Origin of the sequence: Lichenicoccus sp. (genome assembly GCF_965277665.1) — a bacterium.
In the GTDB taxonomy this organism is placed as follows: Bacteria; Pseudomonadota; Alphaproteobacteria; order Acetobacterales; family Acetobacteraceae; genus Lichenicoccus.
In genome coordinates, this window is record NZ_OZ255835.1 from 1,511,994 (window position 1) to 1,532,238 (window position 20,245).

General features: G+C 69.6%; 23 protein-coding genes. 5 read left to right on the forward strand and 18 right to left on the reverse strand.

Annotated elements, in window-relative coordinates; translation table 11 throughout:
- Positions 1-2 precede the first annotated feature (2 nt).
- The 9 genes from frr to folK form a co-directional block, all read right to left on the reverse strand.
- The gene (gene frr / locus ACQY4O_RS06890) at positions 3-569 is read right to left on the reverse strand and encodes a ribosome recycling factor (RefSeq protein WP_428375451.1); all 567 of its coding nucleotides are present in this window, start codon (positions 567-569) and stop codon (positions 3-5) included.
- A 123-nt stretch (positions 570-692) separates the two neighbouring features.
- Positions 693-1,427 (reverse strand): UMP kinase, encoded by a 735-nt coding sequence (pyrH, locus tag ACQY4O_RS06895; RefSeq protein WP_428375452.1) that lies wholly within the window; start codon positions 1,425-1,427, stop codon positions 693-695.
- A gap of 134 nt (positions 1,428-1,561) precedes the next feature.
- Positions 1,562-2,518, reverse strand: coding sequence for a GTPase Era (gene era, locus ACQY4O_RS06900; RefSeq protein ID WP_428375453.1), 957 nt, complete (start codon positions 2,516-2,518; stop codon positions 1,562-1,564).
- Positions 2,515-3,276 carry a ribonuclease III gene (gene rnc / locus ACQY4O_RS06905; protein ID WP_428375454.1) on the reverse strand — a complete coding sequence of 254 codons (762 nt, stop codon included), beginning with the start codon at positions 3,274-3,276 and terminating at the stop codon, positions 2,515-2,517. The genes era and rnc overlap by 4 nt, the downstream gene beginning before the upstream one ends.
- An 11-nt stretch (positions 3,277-3,287) precedes the next feature.
- Complete coding sequence (lepB, locus tag ACQY4O_RS06910; protein WP_428375455.1) at positions 3,288-4,100, reverse strand: signal peptidase I; 813 nt, start codon at positions 4,098-4,100, stop codon at positions 3,288-3,290.
- A gap of 110 nt (positions 4,101-4,210) precedes the next feature.
- Positions 4,211-4,618, reverse strand: coding sequence for a holo-ACP synthase (gene acpS / locus ACQY4O_RS06915; protein WP_428378130.1), 408 nt, complete (start codon positions 4,616-4,618; stop codon positions 4,211-4,213).
- A 32-nt stretch (positions 4,619-4,650) separates the two neighbouring features.
- Positions 4,651-7,095, reverse strand: a complete 2,445-nt coding sequence (locus ACQY4O_RS06920; protein ID WP_428375456.1) for a RelA/SpoT family protein — start codon at positions 7,093-7,095, stop codon at positions 4,651-4,653.
- 60 nt (positions 7,096-7,155) lie between these two features.
- A complete protein-coding gene (rpoZ, locus tag ACQY4O_RS06925) occupies positions 7,156-7,554 on the reverse strand; it encodes a DNA-directed RNA polymerase subunit omega (RefSeq protein ID WP_321985422.1) in 399 nt (132 codons plus the stop codon).
- Between the two features lie 15 nt (positions 7,555-7,569).
- Entirely contained in the window at positions 7,570-8,169 is a 600-nt protein-coding gene (gene folK / locus ACQY4O_RS06930; RefSeq protein WP_428375457.1) for a 2-amino-4-hydroxy-6-hydroxymethyldihydropteridine diphosphokinase, read from the reverse strand.
- 158 nt (positions 8,170-8,327) lie between these two features.
- Here folK and ACQY4O_RS06935 point away from each other — a divergent pair, with 158 nt between their 5' ends.
- Together ACQY4O_RS06935 and ACQY4O_RS06940 are read left to right on the forward strand one after the other, a co-directional pair.
- On the forward strand, positions 8,328-8,930 hold the full coding sequence (locus ACQY4O_RS06935) for an NYN domain-containing protein (RefSeq protein WP_428375458.1): 603 nt from the start codon (positions 8,328-8,330) through the stop codon (positions 8,928-8,930).
- Entirely contained in the window at positions 8,927-9,625 is a 699-nt protein-coding gene (locus tag ACQY4O_RS06940) for a uracil-DNA glycosylase (protein WP_428375459.1), read from the forward strand. The genes ACQY4O_RS06935 and ACQY4O_RS06940 overlap by 4 nt, the downstream gene beginning before the upstream one ends.
- A 163-nt stretch (positions 9,626-9,788) precedes the next feature.
- On the opposite strand, the gene ACQY4O_RS06945 is transcribed toward ACQY4O_RS06940, so the two are convergent.
- The 5 genes from ACQY4O_RS06945 to dapA form a co-directional block, all read right to left on the reverse strand.
- Complete coding sequence (locus tag ACQY4O_RS06945) at positions 9,789-10,520, reverse strand: molybdopterin-dependent oxidoreductase (protein ID WP_428375460.1); 732 nt, start codon at positions 10,518-10,520, stop codon at positions 9,789-9,791.
- Complete coding sequence (locus tag ACQY4O_RS06950; RefSeq protein ID WP_428375461.1) at positions 10,517-11,197, reverse strand: cytochrome b/b6 domain-containing protein; 681 nt, start codon at positions 11,195-11,197, stop codon at positions 10,517-10,519. The genes ACQY4O_RS06945 and ACQY4O_RS06950 overlap by 4 nt, the downstream gene beginning before the upstream one ends.
- Before the next feature lie 18 nt (positions 11,198-11,215).
- Positions 11,216-11,836, reverse strand: coding sequence for a DUF5666 domain-containing protein (locus ACQY4O_RS06955; RefSeq protein ID WP_428375462.1), 621 nt, complete (start codon positions 11,834-11,836; stop codon positions 11,216-11,218).
- A gap of 113 nt (positions 11,837-11,949) precedes the next feature.
- On the reverse strand, positions 11,950-12,432 hold the full coding sequence (smpB, locus tag ACQY4O_RS06960) for an SsrA-binding protein SmpB (RefSeq protein WP_428375463.1): 483 nt from the start codon (positions 12,430-12,432) through the stop codon (positions 11,950-11,952).
- Between the two features lie 8 nt (positions 12,433-12,440).
- On the reverse strand, positions 12,441-13,331 hold the full coding sequence (gene dapA, locus ACQY4O_RS06965; protein WP_428378131.1) for a 4-hydroxy-tetrahydrodipicolinate synthase: 891 nt from the start codon (positions 13,329-13,331) through the stop codon (positions 12,441-12,443).
- A 195-nt stretch (positions 13,332-13,526) separates the two neighbouring features.
- Here dapA and ACQY4O_RS06970 point away from each other — a divergent pair, with 195 nt between their 5' ends.
- From ACQY4O_RS06970 to ACQY4O_RS06980, 3 genes are read left to right on the forward strand one after another with little or no spacing between them, the layout of a single operon-like run.
- Positions 13,527-15,638 (forward strand): transglycosylase SLT domain-containing protein, encoded by a 2,112-nt coding sequence (locus ACQY4O_RS06970; protein ID WP_428375464.1) that lies wholly within the window; start codon positions 13,527-13,529, stop codon positions 15,636-15,638.
- Positions 15,635-16,141, forward strand: a complete 507-nt coding sequence (locus ACQY4O_RS06975; RefSeq protein WP_428375465.1) for a phosphatidylglycerophosphatase A family protein — start codon at positions 15,635-15,637, stop codon at positions 16,139-16,141. The genes ACQY4O_RS06970 and ACQY4O_RS06975 overlap by 4 nt, the downstream gene beginning before the upstream one ends.
- Positions 16,142-16,151: 10 nt before the next feature.
- Entirely contained in the window at positions 16,152-16,640 is a 489-nt protein-coding gene (locus ACQY4O_RS06980; RefSeq protein ID WP_428375466.1) for a CinA family protein, read from the forward strand.
- Positions 16,641-16,765: 125 nt separating this feature from the next.
- Here the strand turns inward: ACQY4O_RS06980 and ACQY4O_RS06985 are convergent, their stop codons facing one another.
- The 4 genes from ACQY4O_RS06985 to lpdA form a co-directional block, all read right to left on the reverse strand.
- The gene (locus tag ACQY4O_RS06985; protein ID WP_428375467.1) at positions 16,766-17,212 is read right to left on the reverse strand and encodes a hypothetical protein; all 447 of its coding nucleotides are present in this window, start codon (positions 17,210-17,212) and stop codon (positions 16,766-16,768) included.
- A 140-nt stretch (positions 17,213-17,352) separates the two neighbouring features.
- Positions 17,353-17,814, reverse strand: coding sequence for a type II toxin-antitoxin system RatA family toxin (locus ACQY4O_RS06990; protein WP_428375468.1), 462 nt, complete (start codon positions 17,812-17,814; stop codon positions 17,353-17,355).
- Positions 17,814-18,803 (reverse strand): lipoyl synthase, encoded by a 990-nt coding sequence (lipA, locus tag ACQY4O_RS06995; protein ID WP_428375469.1) that lies wholly within the window; start codon positions 18,801-18,803, stop codon positions 17,814-17,816. The genes ACQY4O_RS06990 and lipA overlap by 1 nt, the downstream gene beginning before the upstream one ends.
- Positions 18,804-18,831: 28 nt before the next feature.
- Entirely contained in the window at positions 18,832-20,241 is a 1,410-nt protein-coding gene (lpdA, locus tag ACQY4O_RS07000; RefSeq protein WP_428378132.1) for a dihydrolipoyl dehydrogenase, read from the reverse strand.
- Positions 20,242-20,245 lie beyond the last annotated feature (4 nt).

The window sequence follows — 20,245 nt, forward strand, 5'->3', positions numbered from 1 at the left end:
CGTCAGACCTGCTTGATCTCGCGTTCCTTGTCGGCCGAAGCGTCGTCGATGCGCTTGACGTAGCTGTCCGTCAGCTTCTGCACGTCCGCTGCCCAATCAGTGCTGTCGTCCTCGCTGATCTCGCTCTTCTTCTCGAAGCCCTTGATCTGGTCCATGCCGTCGCGGCGCACGCCGCGCACCGAGATCTTGGCGCTCTCGGCATAGCGGCCGGCGGCGCGGGCCAGCTCCAGCCGCCGCTCGGTGGTGAGCTGCGGGATCGGCACCCGTACCACCTGGCCGTCCGCCATCGGGTTCAGCCCGAGGCCGGCATCGCGGATCGCGCGCTCGACCGCGCCGACCAGCGTGCGGTCCCAGACCTGCACCGTGATCATGCGGCTCTCCGGCACCGCGATGGTGCCGACCTGGGTGATCGGCAGCTCGCCGCCATACGCCTCGACCCGCACCGGCTCCAGCAGCGCCGGGCTGGCGCGCCCGGAGCGCAGGCCGCCAAAGTCGCGGCGCAGGGTCTCCAGGGCGCCATCCATGCGGCGGGTGAGGTCTTCCTTCAGCGCAGTCAGGTCAGCGGCCAACGCGGCTCTCCTCCAATCTTCCGGCGCCTCGCGCTGCCGGCGCGGCTCCGGGCTGCCGCTCAGGACCGGCATGTCATGCTTACTGGAACCTTTGGCCCCTGCGGTAAATGCCGGGCACCCGCCTTACTGGGCCTCGACGATACGCGTGAACGGGCCCTCGCCGCGCATCACCTTGGCGAACGCGCCCTGGGCATGGATATTGAAGACGATGATCGGCAGCTTGTTCTCACGCGCCAGGCTGATCGCCGAGGCGTCCATCACGTTGAGGTCGTTCGCCAGCACGTCGAGATAGGTCAGCTCCTGGTAGCGCCTGGCATTGGGGTCCTTGCGCGGGTCGGCGGAATAGACGCCGTCCACCTGGGTGCCCTTGAGCAGCGCGTCGCAATCCATCTCGGCGGCCCGCAGCGCCGCCGCGGTGTCGGTGGTGAAGAACGGGTTGCCGGTGCCGGCGGCGAAGATCACCAGCCGGCCCTTCTCCATGTGCCGCGACGCGCGCCGGCGTATGTACGGCTCGGCCACGCTCGACATCTGGATCGCCGACATCACCCGGGTCGGCACGCCGGCATGCTCGAGCGCATTCTGCATCGAGAGCGCGTTGATCACGGTCGCCAGCATGCCGGCATAGTCGCCCTGCGCCCGGTCCATGCCGCGTGCGGCCGCCGCGATGCCGCGGAAGATGTTGCCGCCGCCGATCACCAGGCAGACCTGCACACCCGACGCGAAAACATCCCTGACATCGGCGGCGATGGCGTTCACCGTCTTCGGGTCCAGCCCGTATTCGCCGTCGCCCATCAGCGCCTCGCCGGACACCTTGAGCAGGACGCGGTGGTAGAGGTTGCCGCCTGAAGGTTCAGTCATCCGCAATGGTGCCCTTCATGCCGTGCGGCGCCCCTCATATCCCCCGGACCCCGCCGTCACAAGCGGATCGAGGCGATAGGCGCCGTTTACAGCCACTTGCAAGGGCGACCTCGCGCACCAGGCCCAGCGCCGCCTCACCCCTGGTCGTCTAACCCGATAGCGCGCAGCCGGGCGCGCTCCTCGTCCCAGCCGGCGCGCTCCTTGACGTTGAGGAACAGATGCACCGGACGCTCCAGCAGCGCGGCGAGCCCGTGCCGCGCGCGCTCGCCGATCGAGCGGATACGACTGCCCTTGTCGCCGATCAGGATGCCCTTGTGGCCGGCGCGCGACACATAGATCGTGGCCTCGATGCGCACCGAGCCGTCCGGCTGCTCGAGGAAGCTCTCGGTCTCGACCGTGGCGGCATACGGCACCTCCTCGTGCGTCTGCAGGAAGATCTGCTCGCGCACCATCTCGGCCGCCAGCAGCCGGTCCGGCAGGTCGGTCAGGTCGTCCTGGGGATACAGGAACGGCCCCTCCGGGAGCGCCTGCGCCATGTCGTCGAGCAGGTCGCCGAGACCCTCGCCGGAGCGGGCGCTGACCATCAGCGTGCGCTCGACGGGCAACAGCGCCACCAGCTCCGCGGTGAGCGGCAGCAGCCGCGGGCGTGGCACCAGGTCGGTCTTGTTCAGCACCAGCCACAGCCGGCGCGGGCTGCCGCGCAGCTTGGCTGCGATCTCGCGCACGCCCTCCGTGGCACCGCCGCGCGCATCGACCAGCACCAGGGTGATGTCGGCATCGTCCGACCCGGTCCAGGCGGCGGCGACCATGGCGCGGTCGAGCTTGCGCTTCGGCCGGAAGATGCCCGGCGTATCGACCAGCAGCAGCTGCGCCCGGACCTGGCCTCCAGCCTCCTGGCCTCCCGTTCCCTGGGGCCCCGCCTTGTGGGACAGGTCGTGCATCAGGATGCCGATCACCCGGAAGCGGGTGGTCTGCGCCTTCGGGCTCACGATCGACAGCTTCGAGCCTGCGAGCTTGTTCAGCAGGGTGGACTTGCCGGCATTCGGCGCGCCCACGATGGCGACGAAGCCGCAGCGGGTTGCAGCGGTCATGGCAGGTGTCCCCCCGGTACGGGCGCGATTCCCTCCCGTGCCGGCAGCTGGCCGAGCAGGTCGGCCGCCGCCGCACTCTCCGCCGCGCGCTTGGTGCTCGCCGTGCCGACGCCGGACAATCCGGCGGCGGTCACCCGGATCACGAACACCGGCGCATGCGACGGCCCAAGAGCTGACTCCACGACATAAACCGGCAGCTGCCGGCGACACCCGAGCAGCCACTCCTGCAAGGCGGTCTTCGGATCCTTGGGCGGCAGCGTCTGCGCCTCGATCGCCTCGGCCCAGGCGGACCGGATGAAGGTCCGGGCCGGCTCGAGGCCGCCATCGAGATAGGCCGCCCCCAGCACCGCCTCGATCGCATCGGCAAGCACGGTCGCCGCCTGCCGCACACCGGCCCGCGTCTCGTGCTCGGAGACCGCGAGCGCGTCCGACAGACCCATGCCGGCGGCAATCCCGGCAAGCACCGCGCGCGACACCAGCCGCGCATGGCGCAGGCCGATCTCGCCCTCCGGCTCATCGGGATAGCGCTCGATCAGCCATTCCGCCATCAGCAGGCCGAGCACGCGGTCGCCGATGAACTCCAGCCGCTCGTTCGATCGCGTGCCGGAGGCGGCGCGCCGGGAGCGGGCTGCCGGTCGGCCGCGCGTACTGTCATGCACGTTCGCCGCCGAGCGATGCGTCAGCGCCTCGCTCAACAGTTCGGGGCGCCGGAACCGCCAATGCATCAACGCCTCGATCCGGTCGCGCGCCTCGCTCATCTGCCCAAGATCTAGTGCACCCAGTTCACGATCCGCGACCAGCGTATCTCAACCGGCCACTCCCAGACCTGCCAGAGCGGATGCCGCTCATCGATCGAGAAGAAGATGAACTTGGCGTGGCCGACCAGGTTCTGCATCGGCACGAAGCCGAGATCCTCCGGCTCGGTGCCCATGAAGCGGCTGTCGGCGCTGTCGTCGCGGTTGTCGCCCATGGCGAAGAAGTAGCCGGCCGGCACCACGTAGTCCGGCGTGTTGTTGTACGGACCGTCGCTGGTCAGCTTGAGGATCTGGTGCGCTACCGGGCCATGGCCGGCGCTGCCGGGCAGGGCCTCCTCGTAGCGGCGCCCCTGCATGCGGGTGCCGTTCTCGTCAGACGCGACGCTGTCACCCTCGTCGGTGCGCGGCACCTCGGTGCCGTTGAGATACAGCTCGCCGCCGCGCATCTGCACATGGTCGCCGGGCAGCCCGACGATGCGCTTGATGTAGTCGATCGAGGTGTCCTGGGTGAAGCGGAACACCGCGACATCGCCGCGATGCGGCACCTGGCTCATGATCCGCCCCTCGAACAGGTCGGGCGAGAACGGCAGCGAGAAGCGCGAATAGCCGTACTCGTATTTGGCGACGAACAGGTAGTCGCCCACCAGCAGGGTCGGGATCATCGAGCCGGACGGGATGTTGAAGGATTCGAACAGGAACGTGCGAACGAAGATGGCAATCAACCCGGCATAGAGCAGCGTCCGAATCATGTCCCAGGTGCCGGAGCCGGCGCCATCCTTGTTGCGGCGCCCTTCCTTGTCGCGAACTGATGATTTGGTGAAGGCCATGCTGTGTGTTCCGCCTGTGTCCTACGAGAACCCCCCGCGGCGGGCGGATGAAGCCGACCCGGCTCCCGCCTGTCAAGCAATGCGGCGGCGCCTGCCACCGGGGAGTCGGATCAGCTCCCGGAGATCGCGGAAATGATGACCTGCGCGAAGGCATACGGGTATTCGTCGGTCATCGTCACCAGCAACAGCGGCGTCGTCTCCGGTGGCAGCAGCCTATGCAGCCGGGCGAGCGCGCCGCCGGTCAGCGCCAGGCTCGGCTGGCCGCCCGGCAGGTTGACCACGCCCATGTCGGAATGGAACACGCCCTGCGAGAAGCCGGTGCCGAGCGCCTTGGCGCAGGCCTCTTTCGCCGCCCAGCGCTTGGCATAGGTTCCCGGGCGGATCGCCGGCGTGCGGCGCTCGGCGCGGGCGCGCTCGGCGGCGGTGAACACGCGCTCGAGAAAGCGCTCGCCGTGTCGGCGCATCACCGTCTCGATGCGCCTGATGTCGCACAGGTCGGACCCGATCCCGATCATCAGGCTCGCCCGATTCCCTTCCAGGCGCGCGGCGCTCAAGCCTTGGCGCGCTCCACCTGGGTGATGCCGCTGGCGCCGCGCAGGCCCGCGATCACCGAGGACAGGTGGCGCAGGTCGCGCACCTCGACATCGACCAGGATCTCCATGAAATCGAGCTGCCGGTTGACGATCTTGAGATTGACGACCGTGCCGTCATGCTTGGAGACGGCGTTGGTCAGGGTCGCCAGCATCGACGGCTCGTTGGCGGCGATGACGCTGACCCGGCCGACATGCGGCTCGGCGTTGCTGCCGCGGGTGATCGCGTCATAGTCCCAGTCCACATCCATGAACCGCTCGGGTGTCGCGGCGAAGCTCTCCAGCGTCTGGCAGCCGACCGTGTGCACGGTGATGCCCTTGCCCTGCGCCACGATGCCCAGGATGCGATCGCCGGGCAGCGGGTGGCAGCAGCCGGCGAAATGCACCGCGATGCCGGCGCCGAGGCCGCGCAGCGATAGGCTGCCGGGGGGAGCGCCACTGCCGGCGCGACCGGTCGTCCCCGGACGCGCGAGGTCGGGGCGCGGCAGGCCCGGGATCATGCGCGGCGCGCGCGCACCGTGCCGCAGGTCGGGATAGGCGGCGTGCACCACCTCCTTGGGCCCGAGCGTGCCGGTGCCGACGGCGGCGTAGAGATCGTCGCGGCTGGCGCATTTGAGCTGCTTGAGTGCTGCGTCCAGCACCTTCTCGGAGCCGTCCACGCCCTCCTGGCGGAACGCCTTGGCCAGTGCCGCCCGGCCGGCATCGAGATGCGTCTCGCGCTGCTGCTGGGTGACATAGCGGCGGATGCGTGCGCGCGCCTTGCCGGTGACGACGAAGCGTTCCCAGGACGGCGACGGCGTGCCGCCACGCGCGGTCATGATCTCGACCTGGTCGCCGTTCTGCAGCTCGTGCCGCAGCGGCATCAGCCGGCCGTTGACCTTCGCACCGACGCAGCCATCGCCGACCTGGCTGTGCACGGCATAGGCGAAATCCACCGGGGTCGCCCCACGCGGCAGCTGGATGAGCTGCCCCTTCGGGGTGAAGCAGAACACCTGGTCCTGGTAGAGCTCGAGCTTGGTGTTCTCGAGGAACTCGTCGGGGGCGGCCGAATTCTCGATGATCTCGAGCAGGTCCTGCACCCAGCGCAGCCGGCGCAGGCTGGTCACCGCGCGGCTGACCTCCTCGTCGGCCTTGCCCGGCGACAGCTTGTACACCCAGTGCGAGGCGACGCCGTTCTCGGCGACGTCATGCATCTCCGGCGTGCGGATCTGCACCTCGATCTTCTGGTTGCGCGGGTGGCGCAGCGTCACCCCGGTATGCAGGCTCTGGTAGCCGTTCGCCTTCGGGGTCGAGATGTAGTCCTTGAAGCGGCCGGCGATCACCGGATAGGCCGCGTGCACCGCGCCGAGCGACACGTAGCAGGCCTCGCGCGAGGGTACCAGCACCCGGAACGCCATGATGTCGGAGAGCTGCTCGAAGGCGACGTTGCGCTTCTGCATCTTCTCCCAGATGGAGAAGGAGGATTTCTCGCGGCCCAAGACCTCGATGATCGGCACGCCGGCATCCCGACAGATCCGGGTGAGTTCCCTGCGAACTTCTTCGATGACATCCGCACCCTGGCCGCGCAGGTAGTTCAGCCGGGCCTGGATGGTCGAGTTGGCCTCGGGCTCGAGTTCCGCAAAGGACAGGTTCTGCAGCTCGGTCTTGACCTTGTCCATGCCGATGCGCCCGGCCAGCGGCGCATAGATGTCCATGGTCTCGCGCGCGATGCGTTCGCGGCGATCCTGCCGGCGCACGTAGTGCAGGGTGCGCATGTTGTGCAGCCGGTCGGCGAGCTTGACGATCAGCACGCGTATGTCGCGGCTCATCGCCAGCACCAGCTTGCGGAAGTTCTCCGCCTGCTTGGTGCGGTCGGATTGCAGCTCCAGCCGGGTCAGCTTGGTGACGCCGTCGACCAGGTCGGCGATCGCGCTGCCGAAGCGGTCCGAGATCACCTTGTAGGTGAGGCCGGTATCCTCGATGGTGTCATGCAGCAGGGCGGTGACGATCGACGGCACGTCGAGCCTGAAGCCGGCCAGGATCTCGGCAACCGCGAGCGGATGGATGATGTACGGCTCGCCATTGTCGCGTTTCTGGTTGACGTGGGCGTCGCGCGCGATCGCGAAGGCCTGCTCGATCAGCCCGACATCGGCCGCCGGATCACACGACAGCACCCGCCGCACCAGCGCCTCGCAACCGATCGCGGCCGCGGCACTTTCCCCGGTCGCCTCGGCGACGGTCGCGGCGGCGAACACGATCGGGGAACCGGCGGGAACGCTGCCGGCGAGGTCCGCCACAAGCTCGGGCGGCAGGCGCGCACCGTCCGGGGCGAACAGCGGCCGGGGTCCTTGGCCGGGCGACGAGCCGCGGCCATCAGGCGACAGGGCCACCGATCCGAACCGGTCGGGCTCGCGCGGCCCGTTCATCTAGAGCAACAAGCAGGGCATCTAGAGCAACAAGCGGGGCATGATCGACCGGATCATGCCTTACCGCCGCGAACGACCGCCGAGCTCTGCCTCGATCGCGGCCTCGAGTTCCTCCGGGGAAAGCTCGGTGCCCATGGCTCCCGCTTCTTCCTCGGCGGACACATCTTGCAATCCGAAGATGTTCTGGTCGGTCGGGATCAGGTCCAGCACCTCCTCGTCGGCCGGCTCCGGCTCCGGCGCGCGCGCCAGCGACTTCACCAGGTCCTGATGCAGGCGGGTCAGCGAGATGGTCTCCTCGGCGATCTCGCGAAGCGCCACGACCGGGTTCTTGTCGTTGTCGCGGTCGATCGTCATCTCCTCGCCGCGGCTCAGGTTGCGCGCACGCTGCGCCGCGAGCAGCACCAGCTCGAAGCGGTTCGGGATCTTCTCAACGCAGTCTTCAACGGTGACGCGCGCCATGCGGCCAGCCTCCGCTCATCCTTGTGGAATATCCCATATTAGTGGCTGCGCGGGGGTGGCGCAACCATGCTGGCCGGACCCGTGTTGCCGCGGTTTTTGCAGGAGGGCCGCGATCAGCGCTGCCACCGAGCGGCCATCGCGCGGGTCGATCCAGTCCGGGCAGACGTCGCGCAGCGGCTGCAGCACGAACAGCCGGTCCTGCAGCCGCGGATGCGGCAGGATCGGATCGGACGCCGACCGGACCATCGCGTCCATCGCCAGGAGATCGAGGTCGAGGCTGCGGGCCGCGTTGGCGACGCTGCGCACCCGCCCGGCCGCGTCCTCGATACGATGCAGCGCCGCCAGCATGGCCTCCGGCGTGACCAGGCCGGCCGCCCCATGCTCCAGCATGACGACGCCGTTGACATAGTCCGGCTGGCCGGAGGGCGGCACCGCGGCACTGCCATACCATCTCGAGACCGCAACCAGCCGCAGCCCCGGCAGGGCCGCCAGCGCGCGGACGGCATCCCGGCAGGCCGTGATCGGCCGCCCGCCGCCCGGACCGGGAAGATTGGCGCCGACGGCGACCAGGATCATACCGGTCGCGTAACGGTGGCGCCCCGCCCTTCCGCGCATTTGCGGTTCCCTGCTATGGGCGCCACGGGAATGCCGGGCGCCGCTCGCCGGGGAACGGGAGTGCGACAGGCCGGCAGGCGCGTGCAGGCGGAGCCGGGGTGCGGCGCAACGCTTTCTTCATCGACCTGCCGCATGATCCCGGAGGAGACAAAAACCAAATGGAATTCCGTAAGGACGAACGAACCTGCCTGTTCATCGACGGCGCCAACCTCTATTCGGCGTCGCGCAACCTGGGCTTCGATGTCGATTACCGCAGCATGCTCGCGTTCTTCAAGGCGCGATGCAACATCGTTCGCGCGTACTACTATGCCGCCGTGCTCGATACGGAAGACTACTCGCCGCTGAAGCCGCTGACCGACTGGCTCGCCTATAACGGCTACAGCCTGGTCACCAAGGCCGCACGCGAGTTCACCGACCAGAGCGGCCGGCGCCGGGTCAAGGGAAACATGGATATCGAGCTCGCCGTGGACATGCTCGAATCGGCGTCCCGGACGGATCACGCCATCTTGTTCAGCGGCGACGCGGACTTCAGGCGCCTCGTCGAGTCGGTGCAGCGCCAGGGCGTGCGCGTCACCGTCGTCTCCACGATCCGCAGCAGCCCGCCGATGATCGGCGACGAGTTGCGCCGCCAGGCCGACCAGTTCCTCGACCTGGCCGAGATCGCCACCGAGTTCACCCGCCGCCAGACCGAGCCGCGGCCGCGTCCGGCGCCGCGTGCCGCCGCCGCCGAAGGCGTCACCGACAACGCCGTGCCGCTGTGACCCCGTCCACGTCCAGCGTCGATGGCGCAACGCTGCTGGCCGAGCCATCCGGCCAGCCGCAGCAGCCGTCCCGTGACTGCCCGCTCTGCCCGCGGCTGCTGGTCTATCGCGAGGCCAACCGGCAGGAGCATCCGCAGTGGTGGAATGCCCCGGTGCCATCCTGGGGATCGCTCGCGTCGGAGCTGCTCATCGTCGGCATGGCGCCCGGCGTGCGCGGCGCCAACCGCACCGGCCGGCCGTTCACCGGCGACTATGCCGGCACCCTGCTGTACGAGACCCTGCGCAAGTTCGGCTTCGCCACCGGCGTCTATGGCGCCGACCCCGAGGACGGCATGGCACTCGCCAACTGCCGTATCGTCAATGCGGTGCGTTGCGTGCCGCCGGCCAACCTGCCGCAGCCGGTCGAGGTGCGCACCTGCAACCGGTATCTCCGCTCGGAGCTGGAGGCGATCCGGCCGCTGCGCGCGGTGCTGGCGCTGGGCGTGCTGGCGCACAGCGCCGTGCTGGCAGCCTGCGGCATCCCGATCTCTCGCCTGCGCTTCCGGCACGGCCAGATCCTGACCCTGCCGGATGGCCTGCTGCTGGCCGACAGCTACCATGTCTCGCGCTACAACACGAACACCGGCCGCCTGACCACCGCGATGTTCGAGAGCGTAGTGTCGGATCTCCGGACGCGCTTGGATCAGCCTGCCTGAAGCGTGTAGTCCACCAGAGGCTGTTGAAAATGCCTGATGCTGGATGAGAGCGGCCTGAAAGGCCGCGGCCGGGGTGACCTTTCGAGCACCGCAGCGGAGCGGCCGCCTGGCCGTGAGCAGCGGAGCGGAGAAAGGGCGCGTCGGATCGCCAGCAGCAGGTGTTTCAGCTGCCACTGAACCAGTTGTAGCCTTGATCCTCCCAGTAGCCGCCGGGATAGGTATTGGTCACGTAGATCGCCGCGATATGCTTGGGGTTCTTGAAACCGAGCTTGGTCGGCACCCGGATGCGCAGCGGATAGCCGTATTGCGGCGGCAGCGGCTCGGGCTTCGGCCCGGTCTCCAGTGCCAGGATGGTCTGCGGGTGCAGCGCGGTCGCCATGTCCATGCTGGAATAGTACTTGTCCGCGCACTTGAAGCCGACATAGCGCGCCGTCATGTCGGCGCCGACATGCTGCAGGAAGGTCCGCATCGGCACGCCGCGCCACTGCCCGATGGCGCTCCAGCCCTCGACGCAGATCAGCCGGGTGATCTGCGCCTCCTGCGGCAGCGCGCGCAGCCGCGACAGCGTCCACGGCGTCTTGTCGGCGACCAGGCCGGACACCTCCAGCGTCCAGTGGTCGAGATCGATCTCGGGGACGTTGTCGATCGGGTAGTAGGCATTGAACGGGAACGGCCGGGTCAGCTGCGACGCGGCATACACCGGCGCCAGCCGGGTGCGGCTGAACAGCAACCCCTGGATGCGGTCGTTGAAGCGGGACATCGCCCACAGCACGCGGTCCACGGTGTCCCCGTCGGCCAGGTTGCAGCCGCTCAGCATGCTGAGCGCGCCGAGCGACAGCCCCGAGCGCAGCAGCATGCGCCGGGACCGGTTCGAGAGCTCGGGCGGCTGTCTCATGAATGGGCCGCCGGGCGCCCGCGGCCGGTAAGCATCGACGGCAGCGTGCGCGGCACCAGGATCACCAGCGCAATATGGATCACGAAGAAGCCGACCAGCCCGGCCATGGCGCAGAAATGGATCCAGCGCACCACCGGATAGCCGCCGACGAGGTCGTCGAGCAGCTGCAACTGCACCGGCTTCCACAAGGCGAGGCCGGACAGCACGGCGACGACTCCAAGCAGCAGCGACACCAGGTAGAGCAGCCGCTGCACGGCATTATAGACGCCGAACTCGTGCGGCAGGCTGAACCTCACCGCGCGCTTCAGATCACGCAACACGCCCGCCGGGGTGACCGGCAGCAGGGTGCGCCGGAAGTGCCGGCCGAACAGCCCGTAGGCGAAGTAGATCAAGGCATTGCCGACCAGCAGCCACATCGCGGCGAGGTGCCAGGCGATGCCGCCGCCGAGCCAGCCGCCAAGCGTCGCCCAGGCGGGAAAGCGGAAGGGCAGCAGCGGCGAGGCGTTGTAGATCTGCCAGCCGCTGGCCACCATGCAGCCGAGAGCGAAGGCATTCACCCAGTGCGTCAGGCGCACCACCAACGGATGCACCACGATGCTCTTACGCGGTTCCACCACGATGCTCTTACGCGGCTCCACCACGACGCCCTCGTCCGGGGTCGCCGGCGGCGCGTTCATCGCCGGCCCCGCTGCGGGCTACATGGGAGGAACGGCACCGTCTTCTCCGACCACGATGCGCTTCGCATCGACGCTGCCGTCCGGGTTCTTCGGCCCGAACGCCACCACGTGCGCACCGGCTTTCAGCAGGCTCTTGTCGCCGGCCTCGAGATCGACCACCGGCGCGTCCTGGGGCACGGTCATCGTCTTCTTGCCGCCCTTGTAGTCCACCGTCATGGTGCGCCCGCTCGACCCGGTCACCGTGCCGATGGTGCCGTTGGTCATCGAGCCCTCGGGGCCCAGATCCCAGCCATAATGGCCTTCGCCGGCGCCGCGCATGCTTTCGGGAAAGATGGTGACCTCGCGGGCCCGCAGCGTGCCGCCCGGACCGGGATTGGCCGCGACGCCGATGAAGCGTCCCTGCTTCGCATCGGCGAGCGAGGCCTTGGTGGCACCGACATAGCCGGTCTCGGGGGTGATCTTCAGGGTCACCGGGCCGGCAAAGCGGGTCTTCAGGGTGACGGTGGTGTCGGACATCGCGGTGATCACGCCGCGGGTGCGCGGCGGCGGCCCGGCATCCGCGCGCGCGGCCTGTGTGGCCGTTACCTGCGCCGCAAGTGCCACGGCGCCCAGGCCCGCGATCAGCAAAAACTTTCTCATTCCCGGACGCATCCTCGTCATTGCATGGCCATTACGCCGCCGGCACTCCGAAAGTTACGTCGGGCCGGCGGCTTGTTTGCAAGCCGCTGCCTAGCCGCTTTGTCCGCCGGTGGCTATCCGCGCGCGCGCAGCAGCCGCGCCTTGTCGCGCTGCCAGTCGCGGGCCGCGACCGCCTGGCGCTTGTCCGCCTTCTTGCGGCCCTCGGCGAGACCCAGCAGCACCTTGGCCACGCCGCGCTCGTTGAAGTGGATATCGAGCGGGATCAGGGTCTGCCCGTCGCGCGCCACCGCCCCCAGCATCTTGTCGATCTGCTTGTGGTGCAGCAGCAGCTTGCGCGGCGCCCGCGGCTCGAAGCGGGACAGCACGCCGCCCTGGTATTCGGGGATGTAGCAGTTGAACAGCCACACCTCGCCGTCGCGTTCGCCGGCGAACGCCTCGGTCAGCGTCGCCCGGCCGAGCCGCAGGCTCTTCACCTCAGGGCCCTTGAGCACGATCCCGGCCTCCACCGTCTCCTTGATCGTGTAGTCGTAGCGAGCCTTGCGGTTCTGCGCCGCCATGCCGTGCGAGATCAGCCCGCTCTTGCGTTTCTCAGCCATCACTCCGGTCAGGCGTTGAGCCCGACCTCCTCCACCGCCCGGCGCACCCGGGCGCGGCTCGCCTCGGTCAGCGGCGCCAGCGGCAGCCGGCAGGTCTCACCGGCGCGGCCGAGCAGGCTTGCCGCATATTTCACCGGCGCCGGGCTGCTCTCGACAAACAGGGCGTCGTGCAGCACCAGCAGCCGGTCCTGGATCGCCATCGCGCCCGCGACGTCCCCCGCCTTCCAGGCCGCCTGCATGTCGGCGCAGGCGCGCGGCGCCACGTTCGCGGTGACGCTGATGCAGCCGACCCCGCCGGCGGCCAGGAAGGCCAGCGCGGTGCCGTCCTCGCCGGACAGCTGCACGAAGTCCGCACCGGCGGCGGCACGCATCTGCAGCGGCCGCAACAGGTTCGCCGTCGAGTCCTTGACGCCGATGATGTTGCGGTGCCGCGCCAGGCGCGCCATGGTCTCGACGCCCATGTCGATCACGCTGCGTCCGGGGATGTTGTAGATCACGATCGGCAGCTCCACCGCGTCCGCGATCGCCCGGAAATGCAGGTACAGCCCCTCCTGCGTCGGCTTGTTGTAGTACGGCGTCACGATCAGGGCGCCGGCGGCTCCGGCCCGCTTGGCGTGCCGCGTGGTCTCGATCGCCTCCGCCGTGCTGTTCGACCCGGTCCCCGCCAGCACCGGCACCCGGCCGCCGGCCGCCGACACCGCCATGTCGATCAGGCGGCGATGCTCCGCATGCGTCAAGGTCGGGCTTTCCCCGGTGGTGCCGGCCGGAACCACGGCACTGGTGCCCTGCGCGATCTGCCAGTCGACCAGCGCCTCGAAGGCCGGCTCGTCGATGCTGGTGTCGGGCCGCATGGGTGTGATCAGGGCGGTGATCGACCCCTCGAACATGGCAACCTCCAGGCGACGGCGCGCGGACTCGCGAAGCGCATGATGCGGGCGCGGCGGCGGACACTAGAGCATGATCCGATCGATCATGCTCTGCTTGCCGTTTGATAGAGCAGCGTCGTCGGGATTGGAACGTCCGGCGGCCGCCGCATCTTGGAACTTGCAACCGCGACGCTTCTGAGCCCACCTTTTTGCTCCATGCGACCAGTCTTGCGCACGCTCCTGATGCCCGGCCTCGCCTGCCTGCTCGCGGCCTGCGCGGTGCATGGGGCGATGTCGCAATCCGGGCCACCTTGGCCGCCGTCGCTACTCCAGCCCGGCAACGCGCAGCAGGCCGCCACCGCGCAACGCGCCCAGGCGCAGGCAGCCCAGATACACGCAGCGGGGTCGGCGGATCCGGTCGATGCGGCGGTTGCAACCTGGCTGCGCCTGCAGATCCCGGATGGCGGCAGCGCCGCCGAGATCGACGCCTTCCTGCACACCCATCCTGACTGGCCGGGCCGCGGGCCGCTCGGCCAGCGGCTGCAGGAGGCGCTGGCGGCGGAGCCCGACGATGCCGTCGCCCGCGCGCTCTGCGGGGCGCACCGGCCGACGCTGCCGGCCACGCTGCTGCGATGCGCGCTCGCGGTCGCCGGGCCCGCGGCCACACTGCCGCCGGCGGCGCGCGCGGGCGGCCAGGCGATGCCGGCGGAGCTCGCGAACCTGCCGGCGCCGATCGTGGCTGCCGCCCTGGCGGACTGGGTCGAGGGGCTCGATGATCCGGTGCAGGAAGCCGAGTTCCTGCGGCTGTTCGCAACGCTGCCGGGCCCAGCGGAGCAGTGGCGGCGCTTCGACCGGCAGGAGTGGGGCGGCGCGCTGGCCGCGGCACAGCGGCAGGCCGGGCGCCTGCCTGCGACCCTGCGTCCGCTCGCCGTTGCCCGGCTGGCGCTGCATCGCGGCGACGCCGGCGCGGACGGTCTGGCGGCCGCCCTGCACGGCGCGGCGGCACGCGATCCGGGGCTGGTGTTCGACCTTGCGCGCTGGCTGCGCCGGCATGACCAGGACGATGCGGCGCTGGCACTGTGGCACGCGGATGCTCCGGTCGCGGAACAGGCAGCCGCGCCGGTGCGGCGGCCTGCCTTCTGGACCGAGCGCGACGCGCTCGCGCGCGACCTGCTGACGGCGCATCGCGACAGCGACGCCCTCTCTCTCGCGACCGACAGCATCCAGGAAGCCCTGCCGGCCAGACTCGACACGGATTTCCTCGCCGGCTGGATCGAGCTGCGCCGCCTGCATGACCCCGCGGCGGCAACCGCGCGCTTCACCGCCCTGACCGGTTCGCGGTCGGTCATCACCAGCAGCCGCGGCTTCTACTGGCTCGGTGTGGCCCTGCAAGCGGCGGGGCGTCCGGCCGATGCCGATACCGCCTATGCGGCCGCCGCGCGCCACCCGACCAGTTTCTACGGCCAGGCCGCCCTCGCCAGGATGGCAGAAGGCCATGCGGACGCGCCGGTTGGAGCGCTTCATGGTGCGCTTCCTGGTGCGCTTCCGGGGGCGCTCCCGGGGGCACTGGCCGTGCTGCACGACCCGGCCTGGAGCAGCGGCGACGCTGTGTCCTATGCCGGCCAGGAACTGGCACGGGCGGCGGCGTTCCTGGTCGCCTGCCGCGATGCGCACCATGCCAGGCTGTTCCTGCTGCGCCTCGACCAGATGACGACGACCGAAACCGGCCACGCGCTGGGCGCCAGCTTCGCGATCCGGCTCCGCCTGCCGGACGTGGCCGTGGCGATCGCGCGCTCGGCCGGGCGACAGGGCCTGGTGCTGGCCGGGTCCGGCTGGCCGATCCCGTACACCCCGCCGGCCTCGCCCGCCCTGCCGCCGGGGCTGGCGCTGGCGGTGATGCGGCAGGAAAGCAGCTTCGACCCCGGCATCGTCAGCCCGGCCGGAGCCCGGGGATTGATGCAGCTCATGCCGGCGACCGCCCGTATGGTCTCCGGCGGCACCGTCGACGCCGATGCGCTGGGCGATCCGGCCTTGAACATGCAGACCGGCACCACGTACCTGTCGATGCTGCTGCAGCGATACGCTGGCCGCGAGCCGTATGCGATCGCCGCCTACAATGCCGGCCCGAGCCGGGTCCAGCAGTGGATCGCCGCGACCGGGCCGGGAGCGGACGGCTCGGCCACCTCGGACGCGACGATCGACTGGATCGAGCAGATCCCGTTCGCCGAGACGCGCAACTACGTGCAGCGCGTGCTGGAGAGCCAGGCGGTCTATCGCGAGAGAACCGCAGCCGGCGCCTCGGCGCGCCTCGCCATGGCGTCGCCGGGCCCGCTGCATTGAGTGCCGCCGATCGCCGGCCGCGGGCCGGCGCGGGATGGCTCGCGGTCCTGCTCGCGAGCGGCCTGGGCAGCGGCTTCACCCGGGTCGCGCCGGGGACGTTCGGAACCCTGGCCGCGATCGTCCCGGGCATCCTGCTCTGCCGGCATCCCTGGTCGCTCTGCCTCGCCATCCTGCTGGCCTGTGCGGCCGGCCTGTGGGCGATCCCGCGCGCCTCCGGGGGCGCCGACCATGGCTGGATCGTGATCGACGAGGTCGCGGGGCTCTGGATCACCCTGCTCGGCATCCCCAAGCCGCACGACCTCGCCTGGCCGCCGAGCCTGCGCGAGGTCGGGTGGTGCGCGGCGGCGTTCGCCATCTTCCGGCTGCTCGACATCACCAAGCCCGGGCCGATCGGCCGCCTCGACCGGCGCCATGACACGCTGGGCGTGATGGGCGACGATGTCCTCGCAGGCATGCTCGGCGCGCTGCTGCTCTGGTGCGCACGACTGGTCCTGGTGGAATAAAGGCGCTGCGATGCTCGACGACCCCACCCTCGCTCTGGCCGCCGACGTTCTGCAGCGCTACCGCGCGCGCACTCTCACCATCGCCACCGCCGAGAGTTGCACCGGCGGCCTGGTCGCGGCGAGCCTGACCCATCATGCCGGCAGCAGCGACGTCGTGCTGGGCGGCTTCGTCACGTACTGCAACGACCTCAAGCACCGGAGCCTCGCGGTTCCGGCCGAGTTGCTGCAACGCCACGGCGCGGTCAGCGCCGCGGTCGCGCAGGCCATGGCGGAGGGTGCGCTGTCGGCAACGCGGGCGTCCTGCACCGTCGCCGTGACCGGCATCGCGGGTCCCGGTGGCGGCAGCCCGGACAAGCCGGTGGGCCTGGTCTGGTTCGGCATCGCCTTCGCCGGGCAGGCGACCACGACCCACCGGCGGATGTTCCCGGGCGATCGTGCCGACGTGCGTGCCCAGGCTACCGCGCACGCACTGGGGCTTCTGCTGGCCCGTGCCTCTTGAGGCGAGATGCCCATTTGCGGTGACGTGACGACGCATCCGAAGGCCAGGGCCCACGGATGCGTCGTCTGTGCGATCGAGTGTTCTGGTCCGGGCGACCCGCCCGGAGAACCGGGCGCCTCGCAGGCTCAGTTCTTGGGCGGGCTCATCGCGTCCGGCGTCGCGGCGGGCGGGTTGGCAGGTGCTGCCGCCGGCGCGTTGCCCGGCGTCATCGTGCCCATCGCGCCGGAGGACGTTGTCGGTGCCGACATGCCGGTGCCGGGTGCCGTCATCGCGCCGTTGCTGCCCATCGCCGGGCTGCCCATCGCCGGGCCGCTGGTCGCCGGGCTGCTGCTGGACGCCGGAACGGCGCCCGCCTTGGCGTTCTGCAGGCTCTGCTCGTTCAGCTTCTCGACCTCGGAGTCACCGGTGCTCTTGGACATCATGTGGTGCTTGCCGTGCATCATGTGATGGTGGTGATGATGCATGGGGGTCGGGGTGGCATCCGACGTCGTCTGGGCGATCGCCGGCGCGGCAAGTGCCGGGGCGGCGACCAGAATGGCCACGGCGGCCGTCGCACTGAAAGTGAACTTCATCGATAAATCCCTTACTGCCTGGTGACCCGACCGCTCTGACCGGGCAAACCGGGTTGTAAACGCATATTTGTCGCGAGCGATGACACGTCCAGGCAACGAAACTATGGCGTGGCGGTTCCGCAACAGTCTCGAAAAGCCCGTCAGGCGCGGACTGGCGCCGTGACCGGGCTCGGAGGCCCGTACACCTCTCGTGCCCGCTTGAGGAAGGCGCTGACCATTAGCTTGACCGCCTCGTTGAACACCACGCCGATCGCGGCCTGCAGCAGGCGCGACCGGAACTCGAACTCGACGAAGAAGTCCACCAGGCAGCCCTGCGGATGCTCGGTGAAGGTCCATTTGTTGTTCAGGTAGCGGAACGGACCCCGCTCGTAGCGCACATGCGCCGACTGCGGCCGGTCGAGCGTCACCCGGCTGGTGAAGCTCTCCCGGAACGGCCCGAAGCCGATGCTGAGATCGGCGACCAGTTCGTCCTGGGTCCGGCTGCGCAACCGTGCGCCCACGCACCAGGGCAGGAACTCCGGGTAGCGCTCGACATCGGCCACCAGGTCGAACAGCTGCTCCGGCCGGTAGGCGATCAGCCGGCGCTCGGCATGCGTCGGCATCAGGCGCACGCGTCCTGGCGGCGCGCCCGCTCGGCCCGGAGTGCGGCGAAATCCGCGTCGGCATGGTAGGACGACCGCGTCAGCGGCGTGGCGCTCACCTGCAGGAAGCCCTTGGCGCGAGCCATGCCGGCATAGTCCGCGAACTCGTCCGGGGTCACGAACCGGTCCACGGCGGCGTGCTTGACGCTGGGCTGCAGGTACTGCCCCAGGGTGAGGAAATCGATTTCGGCGACGCGCAGGTCGTCCATCACCTGCAGGATCTCGAGCCGCTGCTCGCCGAGCCCGACCATCAGGCCGGACTTGGTGAAGATCGCCGGATCGAGCTGCTTGACCTGGTCGAGCAGCCGCAGCGACTGGAAGTAGCGCGCCCCCGGGCGGATCGTCGGATACAGCCGCGGCACCGTCTCCAGATTATGGTTGAACACGTCCGGGCGCGCCGCGACGACGCGTTCGAGCGCGCCTGCTTTGCGCAGGAAGTCCGGCGTCAGGATCTCGATCGTGGTGCCCGGTGCCGCATTTCGGATCGCCGCGATCACGGCTGCGAAATGCGCGGCCCCGCCATCCGGCAGGTCGTCGCGATCCACCGAGGTGATCACCACATGGCGCAAGGCCAGCCGTGCCACCGCGTCCGCGACCCGCCCCGGCTCGCCGGCATCCAGCGCATCGGGCTGGCCGGTGCGTACATTGCAGAACGCGCAGGCGCGGGTGCAGATCTCGCCCATGATCATCATGGTGGCGTGGCGCTGCGACCAGCACTCGCCGATGTTCGGGCAGGCCGCCTCCTCGCACACCGTCACCAGCTTGTGCTCGCGCATCAGCGCCCGGGTCTCGTGATAGACCGGGTGGTTCGGCGCGCGCACCCGGATCCAGTCCGGCTTGCGCTGGATCGGGTTGTCCGGCCGATTCACTTTCTCAGGATGGCGCGCCTTTTCCGGGTGGCGCAAAACTGCCGGCGAACGATGGTCGATCAGCAGCCGGGTTGACGACATGGGCGATTTTTGCTCCGCGGGGCCAGGTTCAGAAATGGATCACCTGGCCGTAGGCGTCCAGCACCGCCTCGTGCATGGTTTCGCTCACCGTCGGGTGCGGGAAGACGCTGTGCATCAGCTCCTGTTCCGTGCTCTCCAGGGTGCGCGCGATCACGTAGCCCTGGATCAGCTCGGTGACCTCGGCGCCGACCATGTGCGCACCGAGCAGCTCGCCGGTCGTGCGGTCGAACACCACCTTGACCATGCCCTCGGGCTCGCCCATCGCGATCGCCTTGCCGTTGCCGATGAACGGGAACCGGCCGACCCGGACCTCGTGCCCCTCGGCGCGGGCGCGCGCCTCGGTCAGCCCGACCGAGGCCACCTGCGGCCGCGCATAGGTGCAGCCGGGAATGTTGCTCCAGTCGATCGGATGCACATCGCGGCCAGCCAGGTGCTCGACGCAGACCACGCCCTCGTGGCTCGCCTTGTGCGCGAGCCAGGGCGCACCGGCGAGGTCGCCGATCGCGTACACGTGGGGTTCTGCCGTGGCGCAGAACGCGTCGATCAGCACGTGGGTCTTCTCGACCACCACCTTGGTGGCCTCGAGCCCCAGCCCCTCGACATTGCCGACGATGCCGACCGCCGAGATCACCCGGTCGACGATGAACTTTTCGCTCGTTCCGGCCGCCTCCACCGGCACCGTCACGGCACCGTTCTCTTTCAGCAACGGACCCAGTTTCGCACCGGTCAGGATGCGCATGCCCTGCTTCTCGAACGCCTTGCGGGCGAACGCGCCGATCTCCTCGTCCTCGACCGGCAGGATCCGGTCGGCCACCTCGATCACCGTCACCTCGGCGCCCATGTTGCGGTAGAACGAGGCGAACTCGATGCCGATCGCGCCGGAGCCCACCACCAGCAGCCGCTTCGGCATGCTTTTCGGCACCATGGCTTCCCGATACGACCAGATGAACTCGCCATCCGGCTCCAGGCCGGGGATCACGCGGGCGCGGGCGCCGGTCGCCAGGATGACGTTCTTCGCAGTCAGCCCGACGTCGGGCTTTTCCTCCTTGGTCACCTTGACCCGACGCAGCTCGCCCTCGACGCCATCGAGTGCGGCGTTGCCGTCGAACACGGTCACCTTGTTCTTCTTGAGCAGGTGGCCGACGCCCGATGCGAGCTGCTTGGCGACCGCGCGCGAGCGCTGCACCACCTTGTCGAGGTCGAAGCGGATATTGTCGGCGGAGAAGCCGAACTCGCCGAGATTATGCAGCAGGTGGTTGATCTCGGACGAGCGCAGCAGCGCCTTGGTCGGGATGCAGCCCCAGTTCAGGCAGACGCCGCCGAGATGCTCGCGCTCCACCACGGCGGTCTTCAGGCCGAGCTGGGCGGCGCGGATGGCAGCCACGTAGCCGCCCGGACCGCCGCCGATGATGATGAGGTCGAAGCTGGTGTCGGCCATCTCG